The organism is Bradyrhizobium sp. 191, from assembly GCF_023100985.1.
GTDB lineage: Bacteria > Pseudomonadota > Alphaproteobacteria > Rhizobiales > Xanthobacteraceae > Bradyrhizobium > Bradyrhizobium diversitatis.
Window position 1 is genome coordinate 477,673 of record NZ_CP064692.1, and the last position, 24,664, is coordinate 502,336.

The window sequence follows — 24,664 nt, forward strand, 5'->3', positions numbered from 1 at the left end:
CGATTCATCCTGATCGTATCGCGCTTTAGGTTGGCTCGCTCCTGACCTTCCCCGACGGGGAGAGGTCAAAGCAATCAGCAGCCGCGGCAGATGCTCCTGATCTTGCGATCGAGCTCCGCATCTTCCTTGTTCGCGGCGGTGTTCGGATCGCTCAGATTCTTCTCGCTCGGCACGTCAGCCGCACGCGGCTGGCGGTGACCAACGGGCGCCGGCCACACCGTTCCACGGCTTGCACCGGTGGAGGTCGATCCCTTCGAGCCGTTCGGCTGCGCAACCGCCGCGCCACAAAGCAAGACCACGAGCGATGCTGCCACCATGATCTTCTTCATTCTCAGTGCTCCATTCTCAAAACCGGCGCGCTCTCCACCCCACTCAGGTCTCGGGCGGGTAAAGATGAACGTCGCCGCAATAATCGACGATACGATAGCGCGTTTCGGCTCCCGCATCATCCGCATCGGGTGCGGTATTTTGCGGCGCCAGGACGTAACCTGGCCCCACCGGCGATTTGCCGGCGCCGCCGGGAATGTCGATGACATAGTCCGGCTGACATAGCCCTGACACCCGCCCGCGCAGCTGCCGCATCAGGTCCTGTCCCTCCGCCAGCGTCGTTCGCAGATGCGAGGTGCCCGGCGCGAGATCGCCGTGATGCAGATAGTAGGGCTTGATTCGGCATTCGACGAAAGCTCGCATCAAATCCGACAGAGCGGCGATGTTGTCATTGACGCCGCGCAACAGCACGGACTGGCTCACCAAGGGAACTCCGGCGTCGACGAGCCGTGCGCAGGCAGCACGTGCGGGCCCTGCCAGCTCGCGCGCGTGGTTGGCGTGCACTGCCAGCCAGGTGGTCGCGCCCGCGACCTTCAATGCCGCAACCATCTCCTCGCTGACGCGCGCGGGTTCGGCCACCGGTACGCGGGTGTGAAGACGGATGATCTTGACGTGATCGATCGCAGCCAGTTCGGCCATGATCTCGCTCATCCGCCGCGGCGACAGCATCAGGGGATCGCCACCGGTCAGAATCACTTCCCAGATCTCGTCGTGTGCCCGGATGTAGTCGATCGCCGCGCGATAAGCGCTGTCCGACAGCGCATTCTCCTTGCCGGGCCCCACCATCTCGCGGCGGAAGCAGAATCGGCAATAGACCGCGCAGACGTGAACGAGCTTGAACAACACGCGGTCGGGATAGCGATGCACGATCCCGGGAACTGGCGAATGCGGGTGGTCGCCGATCGGATCGGCATTCTCGCCCGGCCTCAGGTCCAGCTCGGCCGCGGTGGGAACGAATTGTCGCGCGATGGGGTCGTCGGGATCGCTGGTGTCGATCAGCTCGATCAGCGCCGGCGTGATCGCCACGGCATAGCGCGCGGCAACGCGTTCGAGCGCCGGCAGCGCCGCCGCGGGGGCCAGACCCTGGGCGACGAGCTCGGCAGGCTCGCGCAGAGTGCGTAAAAGGTTCGCCTTCGTCATCTCTCATCCGCAGGCGGTGTCCACACCACCTGATCAATTCGTGTTGCGCCGCTCGCCAGCATGACCAGCCGGTCGAAGCCGAGTGCGACACCACTCGCCTCCGGCATTACGGCGACCGCGGCCAGAAAGTCCTCGTCGAGCGGATAGGCTTCGCCGTAGCGGCGCTGCTTCTCCCTCATCGATTCCGTGAAGCGTTTTCGCTGCTCCTCGGCATCGGTCAGTTCGCCAAAGCCGTTGGCGAGCTCGACGCCGCACGCATAGACCTCGAATCGCTCGGCGACCCTCGGGGCGTCCGCCTTCACCCGCGCCAGCGCCGCCTCTGGAGATGGGTATTCAAACAGGATGGTCAAACGCCCCTGCCCGAGATGCGGCTCGACATGCTCGACCAGGACCTTGCTGAAGATGTCGGACCATGTGTCATCCTCGGCCACACGGACCTTGCCGCGGGCCGCCGCGGCGAGCGCGTCACGGTTACCCTCGCCACCCGAAATTGTCGACAGCAGGTCGATGCCGGCGAAGCGCTCGAAGGCACCCGCGACCGTCAGGAGTTCCGGCTCGGCGAAGGGATCGGCGGTCCTGCCGCGAAAGGAAAAGGTCCCGATGCCGGTCGCCTGCGCCGCACGAGCGATTACGAGGAGACAATCGGTCATGATGGCATCATAGGGGGCACCCGCCCGGTACCATTCCAGCATGGTGAATTCGGGCAGATGCAGGTCGCCGCGCTCGCGGTCCCGAAACACCCGGGCGAACTCGAAAATCCGCGTCTCGCCCGCCGCCAGCAGCTTCTTGCAAGCGAATTCGGGCGAGGTCCGCAGGTATCGGCTGACCCGACTGCCGTCGGGCCGCATGATCTCGGTCCGGGGGGCGTGCAGATGGGTCTCGTTGCCCGGGGAGACCTGAAGGACCGAGGTTTCGACCTCCATGAAGCCTTGTTCGGCGAAAAGGGCCCGTAAAGCTCCGGTCACCGCGCCCCTGGCCTGGAGGAACGGCCGCCGGTCGAGGTGCCTGCCGGGCGACCAGAACGGCGACATCGGCTTGTCCCCGGCCATTAACTGACCGCTCCAGCCAGCAGCAAAGTGCTGGCATCCAACGGCAAAATCAGTATGTTGCGGCCCGAAACGGGCGCCGAGGTCCGATTTGAGGCCCCAAGTCCCCCATCAATTTGACCACGTCCTGGCCCTCGCCGGGCCAAGCAAGCAGGAAATACAGCTTTGAGAGTCATCGCCAGTTCTATTCGCAAGGGCAACGTGATCGAGCAAGACGGCAAGCTTTATGTCGTCGTGAGCGCCGAGAACATCCATCCCGGCAAGGGCACCCCGGTCAGCCAGATCGAAATGCGCCGAATCTCGGACGGGGTAAAGATCTCCGAACGCTACAAGACCACCGACCAGGTCGAAAAGGCCACGATCGAAGAGCGCAACTACACCTATCTCTATGAGGATGGCGACGGCTACCACTTCATGAACCCTGAGACCTACGACCAGGTCCAGGTCTCGAAGGACGTCGTCGGCGACGCCGCCGCGTATCTCCAGGAGAGCATGACGGTCAAGCTGTCCATGCACGACACCAACCCGGTGTCGATCGCGCTGCCGCAGCGCGTGACGCTGGAAGTGGTCGATACCGAGCCCGTGACCAAGGGTCAGACCGCCTCCTCCTCCTACAAGCCCGCAGTGCTCTCCAACGGCGTGCGCACCACGGTTCCGCCGCACATCACGGTCGGCACCCGCGTGGTGGTGATGACCGAAGACGGCTCCTACGCCGAGCGCGCCAAGGACTAAGCGGGCAATCGAGGATCGGAACAGGTACCGCCGGGGGCGAGGCAGTGGACAGGAAGAATTTCCGCTTCGTCCCGCTTCTCCTCGCGTCGCTGTCGCTCCTCGCTGCCGCGCCGGTCGCTGCGGATGAATTCCGCGGCCCCTCGCTCACGGCCCTGCGCGTCGACTGGCGCGCAGCGCTCGACCAGCTCCGTGTCGAGATCAACAGTCGCCCGCAGATTGCGGGCGACTTCATCTTTGCACCCCGCCGTTCGGTCCCGCGCTACGATCCGCGCGCGATGCCCGCGCTGGTGCAGCTCAACGCGATCTCCTCGCGCTTCTTCACCGGCATCACCCGAAGTCCCGTACCCGTGCTGCTGCCGTTCGACGCTGCCGCGTACCTCGAGGCGCAGCGCAGCGGCGCGCCTGCGTCGCTCACGCTGTCGCGCTACCAGGCCGACTTCAATCCCGTCGACATGTTCGATGCCGGTCCGGCCGGCTACAGCGCGACCTTCTCGTTGGAGCCCGGCGCCGGCGAGGGTATGCCGAGCCGGCTATTCGCAAGGCCGGTCGAGGTGCAGATCACGGGCTCGGCGCTCGTCTACGACATCGCCGATCCAGCCGGCGGCAAGGGGGAGCCAGTCAAGCCGCTCGCGGCAACCTACCCGGACCTGCGCAAGTTCATCCGGGAAGGCTATGTGCGCTACGCTTTCACCCGCTTCGGCGTCGCCTATGTGGTGTCGATCCAGTGCCTCGACAGCATCGCCAAGCCGCGGCGGCTCGCCTGCAAGGAAGCCTATCCAGTTGCCGAGCGCTTCTTGAAGGCCCTGCGTATCGCCGGTGGCCAGCGCATGCGGCCGTTGATGGACATTGCCTCCAACGTCCTCGACCGTCCCGCGGGACGTTCACCGGACTTCAGCTACCGGCCGAGCGGCGACATCATCCCGAACACCGGCTACCGCAAGCAAGGCGGCCATCCCGATATGATGGCCTATGCCCAGATCCGCTTTCCCCTCGACAAGGCGCCCGCCTTCGTACGCTCGCAATCCTACGGCAGGCGCGACAAGAGTGAAGGTCCGACCGCCTATCCCTGGCGCGACAATTTCTGCGAGTCGCGCAGTTTCGAAGTGTGGCAATGTGGCGGAGGCTACGGCCACCAGGGCGAGGACATCCGCGCCGCCGACTGCCCGCCGCCCGGCGAAGGCCGCGAGCCCTGCGATCCCAAGCAGCGCGCCGTCGTCGCCGTGCGTGACGCGATCGTCATCCGCGGAGCCAAGGACCAAGCCGCGACACTTCAAGTCAACAGCCGCACCGAGCACATCCGTTTCCGCTACATGCATATGAACCCGCACGCGTTGAACGCCGATGGCGTGCTCAATGGCCGCATCGTCACCGAAGGCGAGAAGATCGGTGTGATCTCGAACTATCTCGACCATCCCGCCGGCACGTCGATGCACCTGCATTTCGATGTGCAGGTGTTCACACGCGACGGCTGGATCTGGGTCAGCCCCTACGTCACGCTGGTCTCGGCCTATGAGCGCCTGATCCGCGCCCGCGGCCGCGAAGTCGGCCCGGAGATCGCAGGCACGGCGCAGCCGGTCGCCCATGCGCTGCCGGAGGATGTGATCAAGCCGGACCTGCGCGAGGGATCGAGCGGCGAGGACAATTGACGGCTTGCTCGCTCCCGATGCCGGGCGGCCCAAGAGCGTGTCATCGCGCAAACCTGCCGGCTCAATGAAGAAGGGACACGGTTCATGAGTGTCGGACTGATCGGTCTTCTCGACGATGTCGCGGCGATTGCAAAGGTGGCAGCAGCTTCGCTCGACGATGTGGCGAGCCAGGCCGCCAAAGCGGGCACGAAGGCGGCAGGCGTGGTCATCGACGACGCCGCCGTCACGCCGAACTACGTCATCGGCTTTGCCTCGAAACGCGAGCTGCCGATCGTCGGCAAGATTGCGGCCGGATCGCTGCGCAACAAATTGCTGATTCTGCTTCCCATTGCCCTGCTGCTTGGCTACTTCCTTCCCGCCGCGGTCACGCCGCTGCTCATGCTGGGCGGAGCCTTTCTCTGCTACGAGGGCGCCGAAAAGGTGCTCGAAGCCGTGCTGCCGCATCATGCGCACCACCACGAAGCTCAGCTGCAGCCGATTGCGTTGAATGCCCGGTCGGTCGAGGACGAGAAGGTCGCGAGCGCCATCAAGACGGACTTCATCCTGTCGGCGGAGATCATGGCGATCACGCTGGCGGCCCTCCCGGCGGGCAGCATCTGGACGCAGGCGCTGGTGCTGGCGCTGGTCGGCCTCTGCATCACCGTCGGGGTTTACGGCGTGGTGGCCCTGATCGTGAAGGCGGACGATGTCGGCATGGCCCTTGCGCGCTATGACGGCACCTCGATCATCGGCAGCGGAATCCGCTTGCTTGGACGCGCGCTCGTCCGCGGCATGCCCATCTTCCTGGCGGTGCTGAGCACCATCGGCACCGCCGCCATGATCTGGGTCGGCGGCGGCATCATCCTGCACGGCATCGAAAAATACGGCCCACCCGTGGTCGGCCACACGGTCCATGCCGTCACCGAGGCTGCCGCACACCTCCTTCCCTCCGTTGCGGGCGTCATCGAATGGTCGGTCGAGGCAGCCATCTCGGGCGCGCTTGGACTGCTTGTCGGCGGACTTGCGATTCCGGCCGTCGAATACGGTCTCGCACCAGCATGGAAACGGTTGAGGCGATCGCGATCGGCCTGAACATGCGGTGGCGGATTGCGCGTGCAGCTACTCGATGAACGTCGTCAGTTGCGCGCCCTCGTCTGCGACGAACACAGCGATCAACTCCGCCGGCTCCGTCATACTGGCATTGGCCGAGACCAGATGCGTCGAGCCCGGCGGTTCGAAGAAGGACTGGCCGACGCCGAAGGTCTCGACCGGGCCGCCGCCGAGCTGCGAGCGGATCTCGCCCTTCGTGATGTAGGCGGTGACAGAGCCCGCGTGACGATGCGGCCGCGAAAATCCGCCGGGACCGTAGGACACGCGCACGATGGTCACGCGCTTGCCCGGGACGTTCGGAAGCGCATAGGACCCGATCGGCTCGACCTTGTCGAGCGGCGAGCTCTCCGCCGCCGTGGCGCAGAGCGGTGCCAGCACTCCGGATACACTGTCGATCGTCAACGGCAGCACCTTGCCGATCGCAAGCGCGCAGGCGAGCCCTGCGACGACGGCAAGCGCCGTTGAACGTGACGGCATCGGGCACTGCACGGCAGAAAAGCTCATGGCTGTCATCGTGACCTCCCCTTGCCCCTCAGGATGCAGCTGCAGCGGCTGCGACCGGCCGCTTTGCCGGCGTCCAGCGAAACGCTGCGCCGAAACGGTTCCAGACGTTGATCGAGGCGACCGCTGACGTCAGGTACGTCAGTTCCGTCTCGGAGAATTCGCCAGACGCTTCCGCGTAGACTTCCTCGCTGACGCCATCGGGCAGACAGGTCAGCGCCTCGGTCCAGGCCAGCGCCGCGCGCTCGCGCGGCGAAAAAATCGGCGCCTCGCGCCAGACCGCGACCAGATGAAGCTTGTCGACAGGAACGCCGATCCGTTCCGACAGCAGGATGTGGTGCTGCACACAGAAGGCGCAGCCGTTGATCTGCGAGGCGCGCAGCTTGACGAGCTCGAGCAGCTGCTTGTCGAGCCCTGCGTTGGCCGCTAGCTGACCCAGCGCAAGCACCAGATCATACACGTCCGGCGCGATCCTCTTGAAATCCTCGTATTCGCTGCGGGCATGTGACATTGCCGTTTACCTCGGAATGTTATAAGTGTGTTTATATCTTATAAGAGCTCTTATATGACACGCAAGACCGCTGCCAGCACAAGGCTGAAAAACGTGCGCAACGCACCCGCGCCTGCCGGCGACACCACGCGTGTTCCCGCTCCCGGCGAAGGCAAGCGCGGCGAGCAGGGCTATCTCGGCTATCTCCTGCGTCAGGCCCATGCCGCGGTTCGCCTGACGATGGAACGGACTCTCGCCGATCTCGGCGTGACGTCGCCGCAATTTGCGGTAATGACGATGCTCAACGCCTATCCGGGCTTGTCGGGGGCCGATGTCGCCCGCCTCACTTTCCTCACGCCCCAGACCGTCGGTGTGATCATTCGCAACCTCGAACGCGACGGCGCGATTGTGATGTCACCTCATCCCGTCCACGGCCGCATCCTGCAATGGACGCTGACGCCGCGCGGCGCGACGCTGTTGAACGCGTGCCGGCAGCGTGTGCTCGAATTGGAGAAGCGCCTGGCTCGGGATCTGGATTCAAAGGCGGAAACTACGATACGGCGCTGGCTTGCCGGAATCGCGAAGGATCTGCAGGGGGACTAGGCCACCGACATTCGCAGACGTTGGTTGCCGCCTCTGCCGCAGCAGCAGCGCGCCTATCCGCCCTTCAACGCGTTCTTGACCTCGCCATCAGGCCAGGTCTCGTCCGCCGCGATCACCCGCACGCGGCTTTGATCGGCGGTATTCACCAGCACGTGCGAACTCATCGGGTCACTGCTCCGCTCGAGACGCAATTCGGTTTCCGGCTTCCAGCTCAGCGTGGTCGCGAGATCGCCGGGGAAAATCTGCCACTGCGATCCGTCGTCGAGTTCGACGACGTGGCTTTCCGCATGCGTGCGTATCTTCATTCGACCCCGATTCGATTTGCCGATCGTGCGAAGGAGGGCCCCGGCATCAAGCCGGGACCCTGCTCCGTCAGTCGTTGTCGTGAATGACGGTCTTGCTGCGGTTGCCGAATTCATCTTCCTTCTTGATCACCGTGGTGCGGTCGGCAGGCTCGCGTTCCCTGATGACGGTGGTGCGGTCGTGGTCGCGGTCGCGCTCACGATATTCGTGCGACTGGCCGACCGTTACGCCTGCGCCGGCCGGTCCGACGTGAACGCCGACCTCGTCGGCGAACACAGGCGCTGCGACGGCGGTGACCATGGCTGCGGCAAGCAGATATTTCCTCATCTTCTCCTCCTTCCTGGTGTGGAGGGAATGCGGGAGTGCGACACTTGTTCCGGTGGGAACCGCCGACGCAATCAGGCAGAATTCTCACATCGCCGCCGTTCCAGGAACCGACTCACACGCGCCATGTTTCCGGCTAGAATGCGCTCATGACGCACGCTGATTCCTCGCCTCGTCCAACTCGCCGCGCCCTGCTCCAATCGGCGTTCGGTGCAGCCCCCTTGCTCGCCGTCCCGACGCGCGCTTTCGCCGCGCCTCCGGGATTCGACGAATGGCGCGAGAGCTTTCGCGCCCGCGCGATGGCGAAAGGTATTTCAGCCGCGACATGGCAGCGCGCGATGGGGCGGGTCGAGCCGGACATGAGCGTATTCAAGCAGATGCGCAACCAGCCGGAATTCAACGAACAGCTCTGGCAATACATCAACCGCCGCGTCTCGGACTGGCGCATCATCAACGGCAAGATCGCGCTCAAGAACAACGAGGCGCTGCTTGCGCGCATCGAGCGCGATTTCGGCGTCGAACGCGGCACGCTGCTGGCGCTGTGGGGCGTCGAGTCCGCCTATGGCGATCCCCTGGTGCAGCAGAACCACATGAGGCCGGTGTTTCCCTCGCTGGCCGCGCTCGCCTGGAACGAGCCGCGCCGCAAGGCCTATTGGGAGACCGAGTTGATCAACGCCCTGCGCATCGTCGACAAGGGCTGGAGCGCGCCCGAGGAGATGCGCGGCTCGTGGGCCGGCGCGATGGGGCATTCGCAATGGATGCCGGAGGTCTGGCTCAATGTCGGCATCGACTATGACGGCGACGGCAAAGTGTCGCCATTCGGCAAGCCCGACGACGCACTGGGCTCGACGGCGAAGTATCTCGTCAACCGCGGCAAGTGGCATCGCGGCGAGCATTGGGGCTACGAGGTGCGCGCACCCGGCGGCATGAGCGGAAGCCGCACCTACGCGGCCTGGCAGGCGGCCGGCGTCACCCGCGCCGACGGCCAGCCGTTTCCGCAGCCGAACGCATCCGCGCAGATGTGGACGCCGGTTGCGGGCGGGCCGACCTTCCTGCTCGGGCCGAATTTCTATTCGGTGAAGAGCTATAACCCTTCCATGAACTATGCGCTGGCGATCTGCCATCTCGGCGACCGCTGCCTGGGAGCGCCACCCTTCATCCAGCCCTTCCCCGGCTCCGAGCGTGCGCTGACGCTGGCCGAGGTGCAGGAGATGCAGACGCGCCTGACCAAGGCCGGCTTCGATACCGGCGGTACCGACGGACGCGTCGGTAACGACACGATGAAGGCGGTGAAGGATTTTCAGCAGCGCGCCGGCATCACGCCGGCGGATGGTTATGGTGGGCTGAAGGTGCTGGCGAAGCTGCGGCAGGGCTCGTAGGTACCCCGTCATTGCGGAGCTCGCGTAGCGAGAACCCGGAATCTCGCGCCACAATCTCTGGATTCCGGGTTCGAGGCTTCGCCTCGCCCCGGAATGACAGCCTGCCTCAGTGCCTGTATTGCGGCTCTTCCGCATCGAGCTGGCGGCGGACCGCGGCAAGATGCAGCCGCGCGGATTCGGCATCTCCCTCGCGCATCTGCTTGTAGGTCGCGGCCGCAATCGCAGGATCGACCGGCAACACCTTTCGCCCCGTCGACATCGCCAGCACCTGAACCTCGGCAGCGCGCTCAAGGTAGTAGAGATCGTCCCAGGCCTCCGCGATGGTCGGCGCCAGCACCATCACGCCGTGATGCTTCATGAAGACGATGTCGGCATCGCCGACGGCGGAGGCTATGCGCGCGCCTTCACGGTTGTCGAGTGCAAGACCGTTGTACTCGCGGTCGACCGCGGTGCGGCCGTAGAATTTCAGCGCGGTCTGGCCGGCCCAGATCAGGGGCTCGCCCTCGGTCATCGACAGCGCCGTGGCGTAGGGCATGTGGGTGTGGAAGGCGACCTTGGCGCGCGGCAGCAGCCTGTGCATCTCGGCATGGATGTAGAAGGCGGTCGCCTCCGGCACACCCTCGCCGTCGAGCACGTTGCCGTGGAAGTCGCAGATCAGGAGCTTCGATGCGGTCAGCTCGCGGAAAGCGTAGCCGTAGGGATTGACGAGAAACAGATCATCATGGCCGGGTACGACGGCCGAGAAATGATTGCAGATGCCCTCCTCGAAACCGTTGCGCGCCGCCATGCGGAAGCAGGCGGCCAGATCCTCGCGCGCGGTGCGGATCGCGTCGGTCGCGAGGTCCGGCCGGTTGGAGCGGAATGGAGCGGGCGCGGGTGAGGACGCGTGAAGGCTATGCGCCATGGCGAAGGACACCTCTGTCGGTCGGGATCTGTCAGCCTTGTACAGGGACTGCGCCTGCGCGTCAGCCCCTGCAACCGCCGCCCTGCCCTGCGCGGCTCAGGCCCGCCGCGGCACGCCGCCCGCGTTCATGCCGCCGTCGATGACGAGCTCGCTGCCGGTGACATAGCGAGAGGCATCGGACGCCAGATACAGCACGCCGGAGGCGATCTCCGCGGCGTGGCCGGCGCGGCCGAGGGGCGTGACGACCTTGGCGCGCTCCTCCGGATCGATCGGCGCGTTCTGGCCGGCGCCGGTCGCCCCGGTCGGGATCTTGCCCCAGATCGGGGTATCGATGATGCCGGGGTGAACCGAGTTGACGCGGATGCCGTCGCCCGCCGCCGCGCACTCCATCGCGATCGATTTGGCGAACAACCGCACGCCGCCCTTGGTCGCCGAATAGGCCGACAACCCGGGCGAGCCGCGCAAGCCCGCCAGCGACGACATCATGACGATCGAGCCACCGCCGGTCTTGCGCATCAAGGGCAGGCAATGCTTGACCGAGAGGAATACGCCATCGAGATTGATCGCATTCTGCTTGCGCCAGTCAGCAAGCGTCATGTCGACGATCGAGGGCACAGCGATGCCGATGCCGGCGTTGGAGACCATGATGTCGAGCCGGCCGTAGCGCTTGGCGATGTCGGCGACCACCTCCACCCAGCGCTCCTCGCTGGTGACGTCCTGCTCCAGGAAGATCGCCTTTCCGCCGGCCTTGGTGACGCGCCTGGCGAGTTCCGGGCCGCGCAGCTCGTCGATATCGGTGATGACGACCGCGGCGCCTTGGCGCGCGAACAGCTCGACGATGGCCTCTCCGATGCCGGAAGCGCCGCCGGTCACCAGCGCGACCTTGCCCTCAACCTGTCCTGCCATGTTCACTCCCTTTTTTGTTGTTTGAGCGCGTTATCCTTGCGCATGATCTCCGCGCAAACGCGTACCGCGTTTGTCGCGAGGGATCATGCGTCATCTAATCACGGATGGCCCTTGATCGGGTAGCGCGACGTCGACGACGCGGAAATGCACGCGCTCGGCGCCCTGGTAGCGGTCGACCGAGAGCGAGCCCGCGACATGCAGCTGCTGGCCTCGATTGGCGAGCAGCGCATTGCCGAGCTTCTGGCCGACCGAACGGAACGCGATGCCGTTGACCATGGCGCCGTCGCCCGACTTGAAACGCAGGCGCAGATGCGCCTGCCCGACCTCGTCGGCGAACACGAGCTGGTGCGCCGGCAGTGCCAGCACGGGCTCCGGATTGCCGCTGCCGAAGGGACCGGCGCGGTTGAGCGTCGCCGCAAGCTCCGGCGTCACAGCACGTGCAGAGATCGCGCCGTCGATATAGAGCTCGTTGACGTGGCGCGCCTCTGCGACATCGCGTGCCAGCGCGTTTTCGACATAGGCGCGGAATTCGGCGAGCTTCTCTTTCCGCAGCGTGACGCCGGCGGCCATCGCATGCCCGCCGCCCTTGAGCAGGATGCCGTCGGCGACCGCCTGCCGCACTGCCTTGCCGAGATCGACGCCGGCGATCGAGCGGCCCGAGCCGGTGCCGATGCCGCCGGGCTCCAGCGCAATGGCAAAGGCAGGCCGCGAGAACTTCTCCTTCAGGCGGGAGGCGACGAGGCCGACCACGCCGGGATGCCAGCCTTCCGAGGCCGTGACGATCACGGCGAGCTTGTCCTCCAGCCCGATCGAGGCCAGTGCCTCGGCTTCGGCCTGGGCTTCGGCGGCCTGCTCGATGACGCGGCGCTCGCTGTTGAGACGATCGAGCTCCGCCGCGATCCGCGCAGCCTCGACGCTGTCGCCCTCCAGCAGCAACCGCACGCCGAGATCGGCGCGGCCGATGCGGCCGCCGGCATTGACGCGCGGCCCCAGCATGAAGCCGAGATGCCAGGCCTCCGGCGGGCCGTTGAGCCGCGCCACGTCCATCAGTGCGGTATGCCCGACATGGTCGCGCCGTCGCATCGCGATCAGGCCCTTGGCCACGAAGGCGCGGTTCAGACCGATCAGCGGCGCCACGTCGGCGACCGTGCCGAGCGCGACGTGATGCAGCATGCCGAGCAGATCCGGCTCCGGCATCTCGGAGGTCCAGAAGCCGCGCTGACGCAGTTCGCGGTTGACGGCGACCAGTGTCACCAGCACGAGGCCGACGGCGGCGAGATGACCGAGGCCGGAGAGATCGTCGGGGCGGTTCGGATTGACCAGCGCATCGACTTCGGGAAGGTCGAGCCCGCATTGGTGGTGGTCGATCACGACCACGGACATGCCGAGACGTTTTGCTTCTGCGAGCGGCTCGACGCTGGTGGTGCCGCAATCGACGGTCACGAGCAGCGTCGCGCCCTTTGCTGCAAGCGCCCGCACCGCCTCGGTATTGGGGCCGTAGCCTTCGAATATCCGGTCGGGAATATGGATCAGCGGATCGAGCCCGCAATGGCGCAGGTGCCAGGCAAGCAGCGCCGCCGAGGTGGCGCCGTCGACGTCGTAGTCGCCGAAGATCGCGACCTTCTCGCCCCTCGCCGCGGCATCGGCGATCCGCTTGGCGGCGGCTTCCATCTCCGTCACGGTGAACGGGTCCGGCAGCAGCTTTCGGATGGTCGGATCGAGAAAGTCGAGCACCGCGTCGATATCAATCCCGCGGCCGGCCAGCACCCGCGCCAGCAGTTCCGGCAGTTGGTGCCGCTGCACGATGGCGAGCGCCTGCGCCGCCCCGCGCCCGTCCAGCCGGTCGCGCCAGAGCTTGTCGGTCAGCGAACGTGCCACGCCCAGGAAAGCCTGGGGCGCTTCGACGGGCAAGGCGGTGGCGGGCGGCGTCATGGCGGATGCAACTTGTTGGGAGCTCGGGGTCCAGGCGATCACGCGGACGCACGGTTACTGGCTGTCCGAGGATTGGCCGGCAATCGGCCGGGATTTGCAACGGCCCGGACGCACAAAGCGGTGGATGGCCGTTCGGCCGGCCGGGGTGACTACCATTTAGGCATTCCGCCGAACAGCAAATTAAGCAGGCGTTAGGCGGAATCTTCGAAAAAGAATCGTATTCGATCTGTAAGTCGTTGTTCCCCGTTCATTGCAGATCAGGCCTCATTGCCAAGGGAAGCTCCCCGATGTCTGCTGCGCTGGGTCTGAAAGCCAAGCCGATTGCCCCCGAAGCTACGGACGATGATTCCGACATCTCCGCGCTGATCAACCGCCTCACTGCCGAGGTCAACCAGATCGCGATCGACAAGACCAAGTCGATCCAGCAGATCACCAATCAGATGAAGATGCTGGCGCTGAACGCGCTGATCGAGAGTTCGCGCGCAGGCGCGCAGGGCGCAGGCTTTGCGGTGGTGGCGCAGGAGGTGCGCGGCGTCGGCCAGCAGGTCGAGACCATCGCGCGCGAACTCGAAACCCAATTGACGAAACGCACCGGCGATCTCGTCTCCTCGATCGAGCGCATGAGCCAGCGTTCGCGCGGCGAGCGCATGGTCGATCTGTCGCTCAACGCCATCGAGCTGATCGACCGCAATCTCTATGAGCGCACCTGCGACGTGCGCTGGTGGGCGACCGATTCCGCCGTGGTCGATTGCGCGGCCTCGCCTGGGGCTGCGGCCGTCTCCCATGCCTCGCAGCGCCTCGGCGTGATCCTGGGGGCCTACACGGTCTATCTCGACCTCTGGCTCTGCGATCTCGACGGCAACGTCATCGCCAACGGCCGCGCCGACCGCTTTCGCGTCGTCGGCCAGAACGTCGCCCACACCAGATGGTTTCGCGAGGCACGGTCCTTGCGCTCCGGCGATGACTATGTCGCCGGCGACGTCGAGAACCAGCCGCTGCTCGGCAACGCGCAGGTCGCGACCTATTGCGCCAGCGTCCGCGACGGCGGCCAGGCCAATGGCGCGCCGATCGGCGTGCTCGCCATCCATTTCGACTGGGAGCCGCAGGCCCGCGCCATCGTCCAGGGCGTGCGCGTCGGCGACAGCGACAAGGCCCGCGTGCTGCTGGTCGACTCGAATTTTCGCGTGATCGCGGCCTCCGATGGCCAGGGCATCCTCAGCGAGCGCATCTCGCTGTCGCTGGATGGCCAGCGTTCCGGCTTCTATCAGGACCGCTCCGGCACGATGGTCGCCTTCCATGCGACGCCCGGCTACGAGACCTATCGGGGCCTCGGCTGGTATGGCGTGATCGTCTGCGGGGCCTGAGGCGAGCAGCGGCCGTCCGCGAAACCGGATCGTTCTCGGCCACCCGATCCAATCCTCGAAAACAACCCCATGCACAGTAGCTCGAGGGTTGTTTTCATTGGTGTTTCTCAAGGGCACCCTGCCGCCCCGTCTTTCGTCCGTCGAAACGCTTTGACACGTCGGGCAAAACACTGGCAATCTAAGATCATCACAGGTTGCGTGCACGGCATGAGGGACTGATCCCTTCCGCTGCGATCTTGTGATATCGCAGCCCAGCTTCTGAAGCATTTTCCGGCAAGGCTCGCCCGTTACAGGCAAGAGCCTGCGCCATGGCTCGCATAGAGTCGCTTCGCATCACGTTGATCGACGTGACAGCGCGAGCTCCCCTGGTTCGTCTCGCGCTCCGATAGACCGAGGAGACATGCCATGAAGATCGTCGTGATCGGCGGAACCGGCTTGATCGGATCGAAGCTCGTCGCGAAGCTCAAGCAACAGGGCCACGAGGTGGTGGCAGCCTCGCCGAAATCAGGCGTGAACGCCGTGACCGGCGAAGGCCTTGCCGCGGCGCTGGCGGGCGCGGAGGTCGTCGTCGATGTCGCCAACGCGCCGTCCTGGGAGCCGGCTGCCGTGCTCGAGTTCTTCCAGCGGTCGAGCAGGAATCTCGGCGCGACAGAGGCCGCAGCAGACGTGAAACATCACGTGGCGCTCTCGATCGTCGGTACCGACCGCGCGCCCGACAACGCCTATTTCCGTGCCAAGCTGGCGCAGGAAACCATCATCAAGTCCGCCTCGGTCCCCTACTCGATCGTGCGCGCCACCCAGTTCTTCGAATTCCTCGGGGCCATCGCCGAGACAGGCGTGATCGACGGCAAGATCGTCGTTCCCACGGCCCAGTTTCAGCCGATCGCGGCCGACGACGTCGTCGATCGGCTCGCGGAGGTCGCAACCGGCAAGCCGCTCAACGGCACGATCGATATCGCTGGCCCCGAGAAGGCCCCCTTCAATGAATTCATCGCACGCCGCCTGAAGGCATCGCGCGATGTCCGCCCAGTGGTGGGGGATCCGAAGGCGCCCTATTACGGCGCCCTCATTGACGACAAGTCGCTGACCCCGCTCGGCGATGCGCGGCTGGGGACAACGCCGCTCGCAACATGGCTCGCGAGCCTCTGAAGGCTCGGCCAGACTCAACCACGATGGAAATGGCAAAGAAGGGGAAATCCCATGCGAAGATTGCTGATCGCAACCGCGGTTTATGCCGCATCCTTCCTGGCGGCCCATGCAGCAGAGACCGCCGCCCAATCGGCCGCCCCCTTGGCCAAGGTCACGATCGTCTTTGACCAGGCGCTGCCTAATGTCCCCGGCAAGAGCATGAAGGGCGTGCTGGTCGAGTACGGGCCCGGAGGCTCCTCGCCCGCCCACATTCACGCGCCGTCCGCCTTCATCTATGCCACGGTCCTCGAAGGAGCGATCCGCAGTCAGGTCAATGATGGCCCGGCCAAGGTCTTTCACAAGGGAGAGAACTTCTCTGAAAGGCCCGGTGACCGCCACGCCGTCAGCGCCAATGCCAGCAATAGCGAGCCCGCGAAGCTGCTGGCCGTGTTCGTGGTGGACACGACCGACAAGGAGCTAACGACGCCGATCGCGAAGTAACGCCGGACCGGTTCGTGCCGTCAGAGGCCGCGACGCGCCGCCATTTCGGCTGCAAGCAGCAGAGCAGCGTCACAAGCGCGAAGAGGTTCTGCAGGCGGGCTTTGCCGAGACGGAAGGCAAGGACCTCACGCTGAGAATTGCGTAACGCGCAATTCCGCGGTCGCATGCATCCGCCGACCAATTCTACTTGCTAGCTTGTCGTAACAGGCGCAGCATGGCTGCCTCCGGCCACATGGCTGATCAGGCCGGTCGCAACCGCGCGAACAATGGCGCAAGATAACCAAGATAAAAGACTAAAGCGGAGGAAACGCATGACAATCGATGTCTCTCGTCGGTCCCTGCTCGCACTCGGGGCGGGTCTCGGCGCCAGCGCCATGCTCGGCAGCAGCGCGCTGGCGCGGGCTCCCAAGCTCGGCACGCAGACGCCCTACTGGCACCGATTCATTCTCGGCGATGCCGAGGTGACCGTCGTATCCGACGGGCCGCTGCCGCTTGGCGATCCCTCGGGGACCTTCACCGGCGTTCCCAAGGAAGAGGTCAAGAAGATGCTCGCCGACAATTTCCTGTCGCCGGACAACGTCGTGCTGGAGCAGAACTCGCCGATCGTGAACACCGGCGACAAGCTGATCCTGTTCGATACCGGCATGGGCAGCTCAAAGATGTTCGGCGCCAGCACCGGCCGGCAGCAGAAGAGCATGACCGAGGCCGGCATCAAGCCGGGCGACATCGACGCCGTCGTCTGCTCGCATGCCCATATCGACCATATCGGCGGCATCGTCGACGAAGGCGGCAAGCCGTTGTTTCCGAACGCGCAGGTCTACATCTCGCAGACCGATTTCGACTTCTGGACCGACGAGGGCAAGCTCGGCAGCGCGGCCAAGGACTTCGTCGTCCACGCCCGCAAGAACCTGCTGCCGGTTCGCGACCGCATCGTGTTCTTCAAGGACGGCCAGGAATTCCTGCCCGGCGTGCAGGCGATCGCGGCACCGGGCCACACCGTCGGTCACACCATCTTCATGGTCTCTTCGGCGGGAAAATCCTTCGCCTTCCTCGGCGACCTCTCGCACCATTCGGTGCTGCTGCTGGAGCGGCCGCGGATGGAGTTCTCGTACGACACCGACCCGAAGCAGGCGGCCGACTCGCGTGTCAAGCTGCTGACCATGCTGGCCGCCAACAAGGTCCCGGTGATGTCCTATCACTTCGCCTGGCCGGGCTATGGCCATGTCGCCAAGGCCGGAGATGGCTTCCGCTACTATCCGGAGCCGATGCAGATGACGTTGTAACTCTCGTCAGATCAGGTCCGGGCGGCGCTCGCCGTCCGGACTGCGCCCTCGCTGGGCGAGGCGATTTTATAAGCGGTCGAGGCGCGATCGCAGCTGGGCGTCAGTCTCACGGCCCAATGCAAGCAATCCAGAATAAGGGTCCCCTGCTATGCCGAGCACGGCAGCAAACGCAGGCTCCGTCTTCATTCCGCGTCCCTTGTGCCCCACCACCGCCTTCCGCAGGCGTCCATCGTCGAGAGCGAGCAGTCTCCGCTCGATCTCGAAGTGCTGCCATCCCTCCTGCTGATCGACCGGTCTCGGATCTCCGAACAGTTCGAAGGGCCAGCCACCCCATTCGAAACGGGCGACCACCGGCCGCCGGCTGGAGCGCCATTGGTAGAGAGCAAATCCGTCACAGTCCCCGTACTGTCGCCACACCAGCTCCGCGAAAACTGCCGCGTCGCGCACCTGACACACGACATCGATGTCGCTTGTCGGCGTCGAAATTCCCAAGGGCAGCGTCCCAACCACGCGCGGATCGAATCCACTCAGTTCCCCGAGCAATCCCGAACTGCTGATCGCAGCTTCGTAGCTATCGATCCAACTGGTCATCGCCGAGGACCTCGACCAGGCGAAAGCGCTCGCACATCAGCATCATGTCATCGCTATATCGTCCGAGCCTGCCGAAATAGCCTTGATGGGCGCGGCGCCAAAAGGCCAGGCTCCGGTCACCTTCTCCCTCCTCATGAGCAAAGGCTGCGTCGACCTCGTTGAAGCGCCGATATGTCACGTCGATGGTTTCGATGACGCAGCGCGGCTCCGCCCGCCCGTCGAGCACGACCCAGCGCTCACCGGCTGTGGAGGTGTTCGGCTCGTCTTCGGTACTGCATGTCGCGGTCTTGATGCCCTTGATGACGAGTTCGACCAATTGGTCCGCCAGCGTCGAATTGTCTCCGAATGCAAATGTCCGGAGGTGTCGATAGCGCTCGGGGACCGGCTTGCTCATGGTCTTCCAGGCCTTCAGTCGCCTCGACGCCAGGCCACAAGGCATCGTCAGGAAGCGCTGCCTAGCACCCCAATTTGTCGGCGATCCCGCCAAAATCCTTCGCGACGATGTCCCAGTTGCCGGTCGCCTCGAAGTCGACCTTCTGCAGCGGACCGTATTCCGTCGGCCGTGCTACGAACGCCGTCTTCAGCCCGTTCTTCTGCGCGGCCGCGAGATCGCCGTTGTGGGCGGCGACCATCATCACCTCCTCCGGCTTGAGGCAAAGCAGCTTTGCTGCGCCGAGATAGGTCTCGGGATCGGGCTTGTAGTGCTCGAACAGTTCGGCCGACAGGATGAGGTCCCACGGCAGGCCGGCGAACTTCGCCATGTTGGTGAGCAGCGCGACGTTGCCGTTCGACAGCGGCGCGATGACGAACTTGGACTTGAGCCGGGTCAGGCCGGCGACGCTGTCCGGCCACGGGTGCAGGCGGTGCCAGCCCTTGGTGAGATAATCGAGATCGGCTTCCGTCAGCCCCTTGATGGCGAACTTCTCGACAAGCTTGTCCAGCGAGCGACGATGCAGATCATCCAGCATGACATAGCCGCGCTCGGGGTGTTTGCGCACGTCGTCCATCGAGGCCATGTACATGCCGCGCCAACCATCGACGAGTGCGGTCCAGTCGGCGGTGATGCCACGCTGCTTGCCCCACCACATAAAGTCGGCGATGAGACTCGTGCGCCAGTCGACGACGGTGCCGAACACGTCGAAGACGAGGGCTTTGACGGCGGAGTGATCGGATGGTGGTGTCATGTTTCGCTCCGCGGATTTTCCTGCGCCGGGCTGACTCCGGGTTCAGATCGAGGCTTTAAAGCATGTTCCTTCCTATGCAACAATAGCGGTTGTCCGCCACATCAACTTCGTCTGGGGCGAGCAATGTCACTGCCTCGACCAATTGGGACGCGCACCCATCTGCTATGGCAACCATTCCTCTCGCATTCATTCTGCTCAAAGATGCCCGCCTCCCGGATCAGGAGGCCTTGATTCAGTCAATACGCGGTCGTCATCCCGACTTGCAGTGCAGTCGCAGCGCCGCCGTATTGAGCGACGGCGCTACTCGTCCGATGTTGATCCCCGTCGGAAATCACACCCTGACGATCTTCCTGGTACCGGAGCCGGTGCCTTCTGATCAGCAACTTTGGGAGCGAGCCTCTCGGCTATGGCCGGAAGCTTTCCGCGCCGCGGGACGCCATCGCGCGCACCTCGCCATCGCGGTGATGGACTCTGCCAAGAGCAATGCCGAAACGAAAGAGCTGGGATTTGCCGAGCGTACGCTCCTCACAACCGCCCTTGTAGGCGCAGTGCTCGCAGCGACGCCCGGTGTGGTCGCCGTCATCTGGGATGGAAAGGTCGGTCGTTCGCCCGAGATGTGGCTGGAGCGGTCGCGCAGCGCCTTTGCGGCTTATCCAGATCAACCGTTCGCATTGTGGACGGAGATCGTCCCCTACCGTTCCGGCAAAACCATAGGAGCCTATACAGTCGGACTGTCGGCGTTCACTGGAAGAGAGATCGAGTTCGAGGTGGATGGGCTCGATCAAGACACCGTCACCGCCCGTGTCGCCCAGCTTTCGGCCTACTTCATCGCAACCGGCCTGGAGGACGGATTAAGAGCGGCGAGGTGTTCGAAGCCGATTCCGAGATCGATCATCGCGTCGTGGTGCTCCACCGCAATTCGCGCTTCAACATCGGGCCGGTCGTCTCATTCTCATCCCTCGATGACCGATCGGGGAGACGCAGGACCTACCCGATCATTCCCGCCGCAATCGCCCGGAATCATCCGCTGCTGATCATGCTGGGCAAGGTCGGACTTTTCGATCCTGCCGATGCGAAGAACCACATCAGGCTCAGGCCGGATCACTACCAATCGGAGGTTCGCCTCGAGAGCTTCGATCAAGGCCTCTCGCAGGCGCTGTCCGGCATGATCGCAACCGACCTCTATGCCGAGGCCGACACCAAAGCGCGCCGAGCGGTCGCGGGCGGAGACATGGCGTCCGCGAGGTCAATTCTCCAGCCGTGGGCCGAGGAGGTTGGCTTGCTTCAAGGAGCAGCCAAGCTCGCTCTGACTTTGTGCGACGCGTTCTTGTTCGTGCCAGCGCCGCTGCGCGGCCCGTAGCGGGCGGACGTTGGACCCGTCCCGGCCACGTCTGGCTGAGCCAGCCGAACGATCGCGTGGGCGGGCCAGCTTAGTCCAGATGGAACTTCGCGAGCTCGCGATGCTCGGCCTTGATGTAGCGCACGGTGCCGGTGACGGAGCGCATCACCACCGTCTCGGTCTCGATCACGCCGTCCTTGCGGAACTTGACGCCCGACAGCAGCGAGCCCGTGGTGACGCCGGTGGCGGCGAACAGGCAGTCGCCGCGCGCCATGTCCTCGATGCCGTAGATCATCTTGGGGTCGTTGACACCCATCTTCGCGGCGCGTTCGCGCTTCTCGTCGGAATCGAGGATGAGGCGGCACTGCATCTGGCCGCCGATGCAGCGCAGTGCCACGGCCGCGAGCACGCCTTCCGGCGCACCGCCCGTGCCGAGATACATGTCGACGCCGGTGTTGTCGGGGTCGGCGCAGTGGATCACGCCGGCGACGTCGCCGTCGGTGATCAGGCGCACGGCGGCGCCGGTCGAGCGCACGCCCGAAATGATGTCGGCATGGCGCGGCCGGTCGAGCACGAGCACCGTGATGTGTTCCGGCTTGACGCCCTTGGCCTTCGCGAGGCGGCGGACATTGTCGGCCGGCGAGGCATCGAGATCGACGACGCCCTTGTCGTAGCCGGGGCCGATCGCGAGCTTCTGCATGTAGACGTCGGGGGCGTGCAGCAGCGTGCCGCCGTCGGCCATCGCCATGGTGGCGATCGAGCCCGGCATGTTCTTGGCGCACAGCGTGGTGCCCTCGAGCGGGTCGACCGCGATGTCGACCTGGGGTCCGGTCTTGAGGCCGACCTCCTCGCCGATATAGAGCATCGGTGCCTCGTCGCGCTCGCCCTCGCCGATCACGATGGTGCCCTGGATCGGCAGCTTGTTGAGCTCGCGCCGCATGGCGTCGACGGCGGCCTGGTCGGCCGCTTTCTCGTTGCCGTGCCCGCGCAGCCGCGCCGAGGACACCGCCGCCCGCTCCGTCACCCGCACGATCTCCAGCGTCAGAATGCGCTCGAGCAAGGCGTGCGGGGGGACTTCAATATGGGTCGACATCGGCTCACTCCTTCGAAACGTTTGGGCCGGAAATCTCCGTCCGCATCAACTCGTAACACCCACAGTTCGTTCGAACCGTTTTATCGCTTGAGCATGACCTTTCCGGAAAACCGCTCAACACTTTTCCGAGGTCATGCTCTAGTTCTTCTCAATCCTGATGACCTGCGGCCGCCCGCTGATTACCTTGTCCTTCTGCACGGCGGCGAGCGCACGGCGCACGGCATCCTCGTGTGTGGCATAGGTGATCAGGATGACGGGCACCGGGACCGCCTTGCCGTCGCTGGGCGCAGCGCCGCCATTGGGATGACGCTGCACGATCGACTCGATCGAAATCTTCTGCTCGGCCAGCCGCGTCGCGATCGCGGCTGCGGTGCCGGGGAAATCGCGCGCGAGCAGGCGGATGTAATAGCCGCCCTCGTGGCGCTCCATCGGCGCCTTCTTGGTGTCGCGCAGCTGCGAGATCGGCCGGCCGAACGGATTGGCACGGATGCCGCGCGCGACGTCGGCGATGTCGGCGACGACGGCGGATGCCGTCGCAGCCCCGCCAGCGCCGGGACCGACCAGCGTGATCGGCGGAATGCCCTCGCCGTCGATCGTGACCGCATTGGTGACACCCATCACCTGTGCGATCGAGGATGATTTCGGCACCATGGTCGGATGCACGCGCTGCTCGATGCCCTTGGTGGTGCGGACCGCAACGCCGAGCAGCTTGACGCGATAGCCGAGATCGGCCGCCGCCCGCAGATCTTCCGGCGCGATGGATGAGATGCCTTCGACATACACGGCACTTTGAGCAACTTTCGTGCCGAAGGCGAGGCTGGCGAGGATGGCGAGCTTCTGCGCGGTGTCGTGGCCGTCGACGTCGAAGGACGGATCGGCCTCGGCATAGCCGAGCCGCTGCGCGTCCTTGAGGCATTCGGCGAAGGACAGCCCTTCCTGTTCCATCCGGGTCAGGATGTAGTTGCAGGTGCCGTTGAGGATGCCGTAGACGCGGTCGATGCCGGTTCCAGCGAGACCTTCGCGTAACGTCTTGATGACGGGGATCGCCGCGCCGACCGCTGCCTCGAAATTCAGCGCGCCGCCGTGCTTTTCGGCCGCCTTGGCGAGCTTGAGGCCATGCCTGGCCAGCAGCGCCTTGTTGGCGGTGACCACCGACTTGCCGGCGCTCAGCGCGGCTTCCACCGCCGACAGCGCCGGATCGCCCGCGCCGCCCATCAGCTCGACGAAGCAGTCGACCTCGGGATGGGTGGCCAGCGCCATCGGATCCCTGGCCCATTCGACGCCGCGCAGGTCGACGCCGCGCTTCTTCGCCTTCGAACGCGCAGTGACGGCGACGACGCGGATGCCGCGGCCGCTGCGGCCCGCGAGCACGCGCGCCTGCGTTTCGATCAAACGGACAACTTCGGCGCCCACGGTGCCGAGCCCCGCTATGCCCACTTTCAGGGGTGCAACCATGGTGACTTAGAAAACCTGCCGAAGAGAACTCAACGCCGATTGGCGAGCGGAACGACGTTGTGCAACGTTTCGATGCCGCTTTCAAGGAAGCGGCGCACGCCGCGCGCGGCCTGCCTGATCCGTTGCTCGTTTTCCACCATGGCGATGCGGACATATCCTTCACCATGCTCGCCGAAGCCGACGCCGGGCGAGACCGCAACGCCGGATTTCTCCACCAACAGGGTCGCGAACTGCATGCTGCCGACGCTGCGGAAGGCTTCCGGCAGCGGCACCCAGGCGAACATCGAGGCCTCCGGCGCCGGGATCTCCCAGCCGGCGCGCCCGAACGATTCCACCAGCGCGTCGCGGCGCTTGCGGTAGGTGTCGCGCATCTCCTTGATGCAATCGTCCGGCCCGTTCAGCGCCGCGGTCGCCGCGACCTGGACCGGCGTGAACGCGCCGTAGTCGAGGTATGATTTGACGCGGGCGAGCGCCGCGATCACGCGCTCATTGCCGACCGCAAAGCCCATGCGCCAGCCGGCCATCGAATACGTCTTCGACATCGAGGTGAATTCGACGGCGACGTCCATCGCGCCGGGCACCTGGAGCACCGAGGGCGGCGGGTTGTTCTCGTCGAAATAGACCTCGGCATAGGCGAGATCGGACAGGATCAGGATCTCATGCTTCTTCGCGAAGGCGACGAGGTCCTTGTAGAAATCGAGGCTCGCGACATAGGCGGTCGGGTTCGAGGGATAGCAGACGACCAGCGCCAGCGGCTTCGGAATCGAATGCACGATCGCCCGCTCCGCCGCCTCGAAGAATTGCGGCGTCGGCTCCGACGGCACCGAGCGGATCACGCCGCCCGCCATCAAGAAGCCGAAGGCGTGAATCGGGTAGCTCGGGTTCGGACAGAGGATGACGTCGCCGGGCGCGGTGATCGCCTGCGCCACGTTGGCGAAACCTTCTTTCGAGCCCAGCGTCGCCACCACCTGAGTGTCCGGGTTCAGCTTCACGCCGAAGCGGCGGGCGTAATAGGCGGCCTGGGCCCTGCGCAGTCCGGGAATTCCGCGGGAGGCCGAGTAGCGGTCGGTGCGCGGCTTGCCCAGCGTCTCCTTCAGCTTCTCCAGCACATGCGCCGGCGCCGGCAGATCCGGATTGCCCATGCCGAGGTCGATGATGTCGGCGCCGGCATTCCGCGCGGCTGCCTTGGCCCGGTTGACCTGTTCGAACACGTAAGGCGGCAGGCGGCGGATGCGGTAAAACTCTTCCATGGCTCTCTAGGGCTCCGGGCAACCGGTCAGGACAGAATCGACAGGCCACGAGGGCCACTTCAAAAGGCGCTCATGCTCACCGCGAAAATCACTCAAAATCAAATACTTAGAGCAACCATCGACGACGAGGATTGAAGTCGTTCGCCCTGACTCC

The 24,664-nt window shown here is 65.0% G+C and carries 27 protein-coding genes; 11 read left to right on the forward strand and 16 right to left on the reverse strand.

Translation table 11 applies throughout. The features are described 5' to 3' along the window. Positions 1 to 74: 74 nt before the first annotated feature. Genes IVB23_RS02215 through epmA form a run of 3 tightly spaced genes read right to left on the reverse strand, consistent with a single transcriptional unit; the run spans position 75 to position 2,516 of the window. Entirely contained in the window at positions 75 to 329 is a 255-nt protein-coding gene (locus tag IVB23_RS02215; RefSeq protein ID WP_061880405.1) for a hypothetical protein, read from the reverse strand. Positions 330 to 372: 43 nt separating this feature from the next. After that, positions 373 to 1,467, reverse strand: a complete 1,095-nt coding sequence (locus tag IVB23_RS02220; RefSeq protein WP_247802356.1) for a lysine-2,3-aminomutase-like protein — start codon at positions 1,465 to 1,467, stop codon at positions 373 to 375. Further along, entirely contained in the window at positions 1,464 to 2,516 is a 1,053-nt protein-coding gene (epmA, locus tag IVB23_RS02225; RefSeq protein WP_247802357.1) for an EF-P lysine aminoacylase EpmA, read from the reverse strand. The genes IVB23_RS02220 and epmA overlap by 4 nt, the downstream gene beginning before the upstream one ends. 162 nt (positions 2,517 to 2,678) lie before the next feature. Here epmA and efp point away from each other — a divergent pair, with 162 nt between their 5' ends. The 3 genes from efp to IVB23_RS02240 all read left to right on the forward strand — a co-directional run bounded on the left by efp (position 2,679) and on the right by IVB23_RS02240 (position 5,962). Then, a complete protein-coding gene (gene efp, locus IVB23_RS02230) occupies positions 2,679 to 3,245 on the forward strand; it encodes an elongation factor P (RefSeq protein ID WP_028177546.1) in 567 nt (188 codons plus the stop codon). A 44-nt stretch (positions 3,246 to 3,289) separates the two neighbouring features. Then, complete coding sequence (locus IVB23_RS02235; protein WP_247802358.1) at positions 3,290 to 4,891, forward strand: M23 family peptidase; 1,602 nt, start codon at positions 3,290 to 3,292, stop codon at positions 4,889 to 4,891. Positions 4,892 to 4,975: 84 nt separating this feature from the next. Next, entirely contained in the window at positions 4,976 to 5,962 is a 987-nt protein-coding gene (locus IVB23_RS02240) for a DUF808 domain-containing protein (RefSeq protein ID WP_061880401.1), read from the forward strand. A 27-nt stretch (positions 5,963 to 5,989) separates the two neighbouring features. Here the strand turns inward: IVB23_RS02240 and IVB23_RS02245 are convergent, their stop codons facing one another. Both IVB23_RS02245 and IVB23_RS02250 read right to left on the reverse strand, forming a co-directional pair. Continuing rightward, on the reverse strand, positions 5,990 to 6,493 hold the full coding sequence (locus tag IVB23_RS02245; protein ID WP_197968531.1) for a cupin domain-containing protein: 504 nt from the start codon (positions 6,491 to 6,493) through the stop codon (positions 5,990 to 5,992). Between the two features lie 19 nt (positions 6,494 to 6,512). Continuing rightward, the gene (locus IVB23_RS02250; RefSeq protein ID WP_247802359.1) at positions 6,513 to 6,992 is read right to left on the reverse strand and encodes a carboxymuconolactone decarboxylase family protein; all 480 of its coding nucleotides are present in this window, start codon (positions 6,990 to 6,992) and stop codon (positions 6,513 to 6,515) included. A 54-nt stretch (positions 6,993 to 7,046) separates the two neighbouring features. Between IVB23_RS02250 and IVB23_RS02255 the strand changes: the two genes are divergently transcribed. Beyond that, a complete protein-coding gene (locus IVB23_RS02255; RefSeq protein WP_061880398.1) occupies positions 7,047 to 7,574 on the forward strand; it encodes a MarR family transcriptional regulator in 528 nt (175 codons plus the stop codon). A 53-nt stretch (positions 7,575 to 7,627) separates the two neighbouring features. On the opposite strand, the gene IVB23_RS02260 is transcribed toward IVB23_RS02255, so the two are convergent. Both IVB23_RS02260 and IVB23_RS02265 read right to left on the reverse strand, forming a co-directional pair. Continuing rightward, positions 7,628 to 7,879 carry a hypothetical protein gene (locus tag IVB23_RS02260; RefSeq protein ID WP_061880397.1) on the reverse strand — a complete coding sequence of 84 codons (252 nt, stop codon included), beginning with the start codon at positions 7,877 to 7,879 and terminating at the stop codon, positions 7,628 to 7,630. A 67-nt stretch (positions 7,880 to 7,946) separates the two neighbouring features. Further along, positions 7,947 to 8,204, reverse strand: coding sequence for a hypothetical protein (locus tag IVB23_RS02265; protein WP_131868524.1), 258 nt, complete (start codon positions 8,202 to 8,204; stop codon positions 7,947 to 7,949). A 146-nt stretch (positions 8,205 to 8,350) separates the two neighbouring features. Here IVB23_RS02265 and IVB23_RS02270 point away from each other — a divergent pair, with 146 nt between their 5' ends. Next, positions 8,351 to 9,580, forward strand: coding sequence for a lytic murein transglycosylase (locus IVB23_RS02270; protein WP_247802360.1), 1,230 nt, complete (start codon positions 8,351 to 8,353; stop codon positions 9,578 to 9,580). A 106-nt stretch (positions 9,581 to 9,686) separates the two neighbouring features. Here the strand turns inward: IVB23_RS02270 and IVB23_RS02275 are convergent, their stop codons facing one another. The 3 genes from IVB23_RS02275 to recJ form a co-directional block, all read right to left on the reverse strand. Further along, a complete protein-coding gene (locus tag IVB23_RS02275) occupies positions 9,687 to 10,484 on the reverse strand; it encodes an aldolase (RefSeq protein WP_061880394.1) in 798 nt (265 codons plus the stop codon). A 96-nt stretch (positions 10,485 to 10,580) separates the two neighbouring features. Next, the gene (locus IVB23_RS02280; RefSeq protein ID WP_247802361.1) at positions 10,581 to 11,390 is read right to left on the reverse strand and encodes a glucose 1-dehydrogenase; all 810 of its coding nucleotides are present in this window, start codon (positions 11,388 to 11,390) and stop codon (positions 10,581 to 10,583) included. A gap of 90 nt (positions 11,391 to 11,480) precedes the next feature. Further along, a complete protein-coding gene (recJ, locus tag IVB23_RS02285; RefSeq protein ID WP_247802362.1) occupies positions 11,481 to 13,322 on the reverse strand; it encodes a single-stranded-DNA-specific exonuclease RecJ in 1,842 nt (613 codons plus the stop codon). Positions 13,323 to 13,609: 287 nt separating this feature from the next. Between recJ and IVB23_RS02290 the strand changes: the two genes are divergently transcribed. The 4 genes from IVB23_RS02290 (at position 13,610) to IVB23_RS02305 (ending at position 17,598) form a co-directional block, all read left to right on the forward strand. Then, positions 13,610 to 14,686, forward strand: a complete 1,077-nt coding sequence (locus IVB23_RS02290) for a methyl-accepting chemotaxis protein (RefSeq protein WP_028177558.1) — start codon at positions 13,610 to 13,612, stop codon at positions 14,684 to 14,686. 405 nt (positions 14,687 to 15,091) lie between these two features. Then, on the forward strand, positions 15,092 to 15,835 hold the full coding sequence (locus IVB23_RS02295; RefSeq protein WP_197968537.1) for an SDR family oxidoreductase: 744 nt from the start codon (positions 15,092 to 15,094) through the stop codon (positions 15,833 to 15,835). 51 nt (positions 15,836 to 15,886) lie between these two features. Continuing rightward, positions 15,887 to 16,315, forward strand: coding sequence for a cupin domain-containing protein (locus IVB23_RS02300; RefSeq protein ID WP_131868518.1), 429 nt, complete (start codon positions 15,887 to 15,889; stop codon positions 16,313 to 16,315). Between the two features lie 311 nt (positions 16,316 to 16,626). Next, the gene (locus IVB23_RS02305) at positions 16,627 to 17,598 is read left to right on the forward strand and encodes an MBL fold metallo-hydrolase (RefSeq protein ID WP_197968538.1); all 972 of its coding nucleotides are present in this window, start codon (positions 16,627 to 16,629) and stop codon (positions 17,596 to 17,598) included. A 66-nt stretch (positions 17,599 to 17,664) separates the two neighbouring features. Here IVB23_RS02305 and IVB23_RS02310 read toward each other — a convergent pair whose 3' ends face one another. From IVB23_RS02310 to IVB23_RS02320, 3 genes are all read right to left on the reverse strand, one after another. Further along, positions 17,665 to 18,189 carry a DUF4269 domain-containing protein gene (locus tag IVB23_RS02310; protein ID WP_247802363.1) on the reverse strand — a complete coding sequence of 175 codons (525 nt, stop codon included), beginning with the start codon at positions 18,187 to 18,189 and terminating at the stop codon, positions 17,665 to 17,667. Then, positions 18,170 to 18,583 (reverse strand): ASCH domain-containing protein, encoded by a 414-nt coding sequence (locus IVB23_RS02315; RefSeq protein WP_061880420.1) that lies wholly within the window; start codon positions 18,581 to 18,583, stop codon positions 18,170 to 18,172. The genes IVB23_RS02310 and IVB23_RS02315 overlap by 20 nt, the downstream gene beginning before the upstream one ends. A 61-nt stretch (positions 18,584 to 18,644) precedes the next feature. After that, positions 18,645 to 19,373, reverse strand: a complete 729-nt coding sequence (locus IVB23_RS02320; RefSeq protein ID WP_247802364.1) for a haloacid dehalogenase type II — start codon at positions 19,371 to 19,373, stop codon at positions 18,645 to 18,647. A 164-nt stretch (positions 19,374 to 19,537) separates the two neighbouring features. Between IVB23_RS02320 and IVB23_RS02325 the strand changes: the two genes are divergently transcribed. After that, on the forward strand, positions 19,538 to 20,407 hold the full coding sequence (locus tag IVB23_RS02325; RefSeq protein ID WP_247802365.1) for a hypothetical protein: 870 nt from the start codon (positions 19,538 to 19,540) through the stop codon (positions 20,405 to 20,407). A 2-nt stretch (positions 20,408 to 20,409) separates the two neighbouring features. Next, positions 20,410 to 20,733 carry a hypothetical protein gene (locus tag IVB23_RS02330; protein ID WP_247802366.1) on the forward strand — a complete coding sequence of 108 codons (324 nt, stop codon included), beginning with the start codon at positions 20,410 to 20,412 and terminating at the stop codon, positions 20,731 to 20,733. A 70-nt stretch (positions 20,734 to 20,803) separates the two neighbouring features. On the opposite strand, the gene glpX is transcribed toward IVB23_RS02330, so the two are convergent. The 3 genes from glpX to IVB23_RS02345 all read right to left on the reverse strand — a co-directional run bounded on the left by glpX (position 20,804) and on the right by IVB23_RS02345 (position 24,510). Next, positions 20,804 to 21,805, reverse strand: a complete 1,002-nt coding sequence (gene glpX / locus IVB23_RS02335; RefSeq protein ID WP_061880385.1) for a class II fructose-bisphosphatase — start codon at positions 21,803 to 21,805, stop codon at positions 20,804 to 20,806. Between the two features lie 138 nt (positions 21,806 to 21,943). Beyond that, complete coding sequence (locus IVB23_RS02340; RefSeq protein ID WP_061880384.1) at positions 21,944 to 23,260, reverse strand: homoserine dehydrogenase; 1,317 nt, start codon at positions 23,258 to 23,260, stop codon at positions 21,944 to 21,946. A gap of 29 nt (positions 23,261 to 23,289) precedes the next feature. Then, on the reverse strand, positions 23,290 to 24,510 hold the full coding sequence (locus IVB23_RS02345) for an LL-diaminopimelate aminotransferase (RefSeq protein WP_247802367.1): 1,221 nt from the start codon (positions 24,508 to 24,510) through the stop codon (positions 23,290 to 23,292). Positions 24,511 to 24,664 lie beyond the last annotated feature (154 nt).

Coding starts and splice junctions, on each gene's coding strand:
- IVB23_RS02300 (WP_131868518.1), top strand. CDS start 15,887: ATGCGAAGATTGCTGATCGCAACCGCGGTTTATGCCGCATCCTTCCTG.
- IVB23_RS02250 (WP_247802359.1), bottom strand. CDS start 6,992: ATGTCACATGCCCGCAGCGAATACGAGGATTTCAAGAGGATCGCGCCG.
- IVB23_RS02255 (WP_061880398.1), top strand. CDS start 7,047: ATGACACGCAAGACCGCTGCCAGCACAAGGCTGAAAAACGTGCGCAAC.
- recJ (WP_247802362.1), bottom strand. CDS start 13,322: ATGACGCCGCCCGCCACCGCCTTGCCCGTCGAAGCGCCCCAGGCTTTC.
- IVB23_RS02220 (WP_247802356.1), bottom strand. CDS start 1,467: ATGACGAAGGCGAACCTTTTACGCACTCTGCGCGAGCCTGCCGAGCTC.
- IVB23_RS02320 (WP_247802364.1), bottom strand. CDS start 19,373: ATGACACCACCATCCGATCACTCCGCCGTCAAAGCCCTCGTCTTCGAC.
- IVB23_RS02275 (WP_061880394.1), bottom strand. CDS start 10,484: ATGGCGCATAGCCTTCACGCGTCCTCACCCGCGCCCGCTCCATTCCGC.
- IVB23_RS02265 (WP_131868524.1), bottom strand. CDS start 8,204: ATGAGGAAATATCTGCTTGCCGCAGCCATGGTCACCGCCGTCGCAGCG.
- IVB23_RS02330 (WP_247802366.1), top strand. CDS start 20,410: ATGCTGGGCAAGGTCGGACTTTTCGATCCTGCCGATGCGAAGAACCAC.
- IVB23_RS02305 (WP_197968538.1), top strand. CDS start 16,627: ATGACAATCGATGTCTCTCGTCGGTCCCTGCTCGCACTCGGGGCGGGT.
- IVB23_RS02345 (WP_247802367.1), bottom strand. CDS start 24,510: ATGGAAGAGTTTTACCGCATCCGCCGCCTGCCGCCTTACGTGTTCGAA.
- IVB23_RS02215 (WP_061880405.1), bottom strand. CDS start 329: ATGAAGAAGATCATGGTGGCAGCATCGCTCGTGGTCTTGCTTTGTGGC.
- IVB23_RS02340 (WP_061880384.1), bottom strand. CDS start 23,260: ATGGTTGCACCCCTGAAAGTGGGCATAGCGGGGCTCGGCACCGTGGGC.
- IVB23_RS02315 (WP_061880420.1), bottom strand. CDS start 18,583: ATGAGCAAGCCGGTCCCCGAGCGCTATCGACACCTCCGGACATTTGCA.
- IVB23_RS02295 (WP_197968537.1), top strand. CDS start 15,092: ATGAAGATCGTCGTGATCGGCGGAACCGGCTTGATCGGATCGAAGCTC.
- IVB23_RS02310 (WP_247802363.1), bottom strand. CDS start 18,189: ATGACCAGTTGGATCGATAGCTACGAAGCTGCGATCAGCAGTTCGGGA.
- IVB23_RS02290 (WP_028177558.1), top strand. CDS start 13,610: ATGTCTGCTGCGCTGGGTCTGAAAGCCAAGCCGATTGCCCCCGAAGCT.
- IVB23_RS02270 (WP_247802360.1), top strand. CDS start 8,351: ATGACGCACGCTGATTCCTCGCCTCGTCCAACTCGCCGCGCCCTGCTC.
- IVB23_RS02240 (WP_061880401.1), top strand. CDS start 4,976: ATGAGTGTCGGACTGATCGGTCTTCTCGACGATGTCGCGGCGATTGCA.
- IVB23_RS02325 (WP_247802365.1), top strand. CDS start 19,538: ATGGCAACCATTCCTCTCGCATTCATTCTGCTCAAAGATGCCCGCCTC.
- IVB23_RS02280 (WP_247802361.1), bottom strand. CDS start 11,390: ATGGCAGGACAGGTTGAGGGCAAGGTCGCGCTGGTGACCGGCGGCGCT.
- IVB23_RS02245 (WP_197968531.1), bottom strand. CDS start 6,493: ATGACAGCCATGAGCTTTTCTGCCGTGCAGTGCCCGATGCCGTCACGT.
- glpX (WP_061880385.1), bottom strand. CDS start 21,805: ATGTCGACCCATATTGAAGTCCCCCCGCACGCCTTGCTCGAGCGCATT.
- IVB23_RS02260 (WP_061880397.1), bottom strand. CDS start 7,879: ATGAAGATACGCACGCATGCGGAAAGCCACGTCGTCGAACTCGACGAC.
- epmA (WP_247802357.1), bottom strand. CDS start 2,516: ATGGCCGGGGACAAGCCGATGTCGCCGTTCTGGTCGCCCGGCAGGCAC.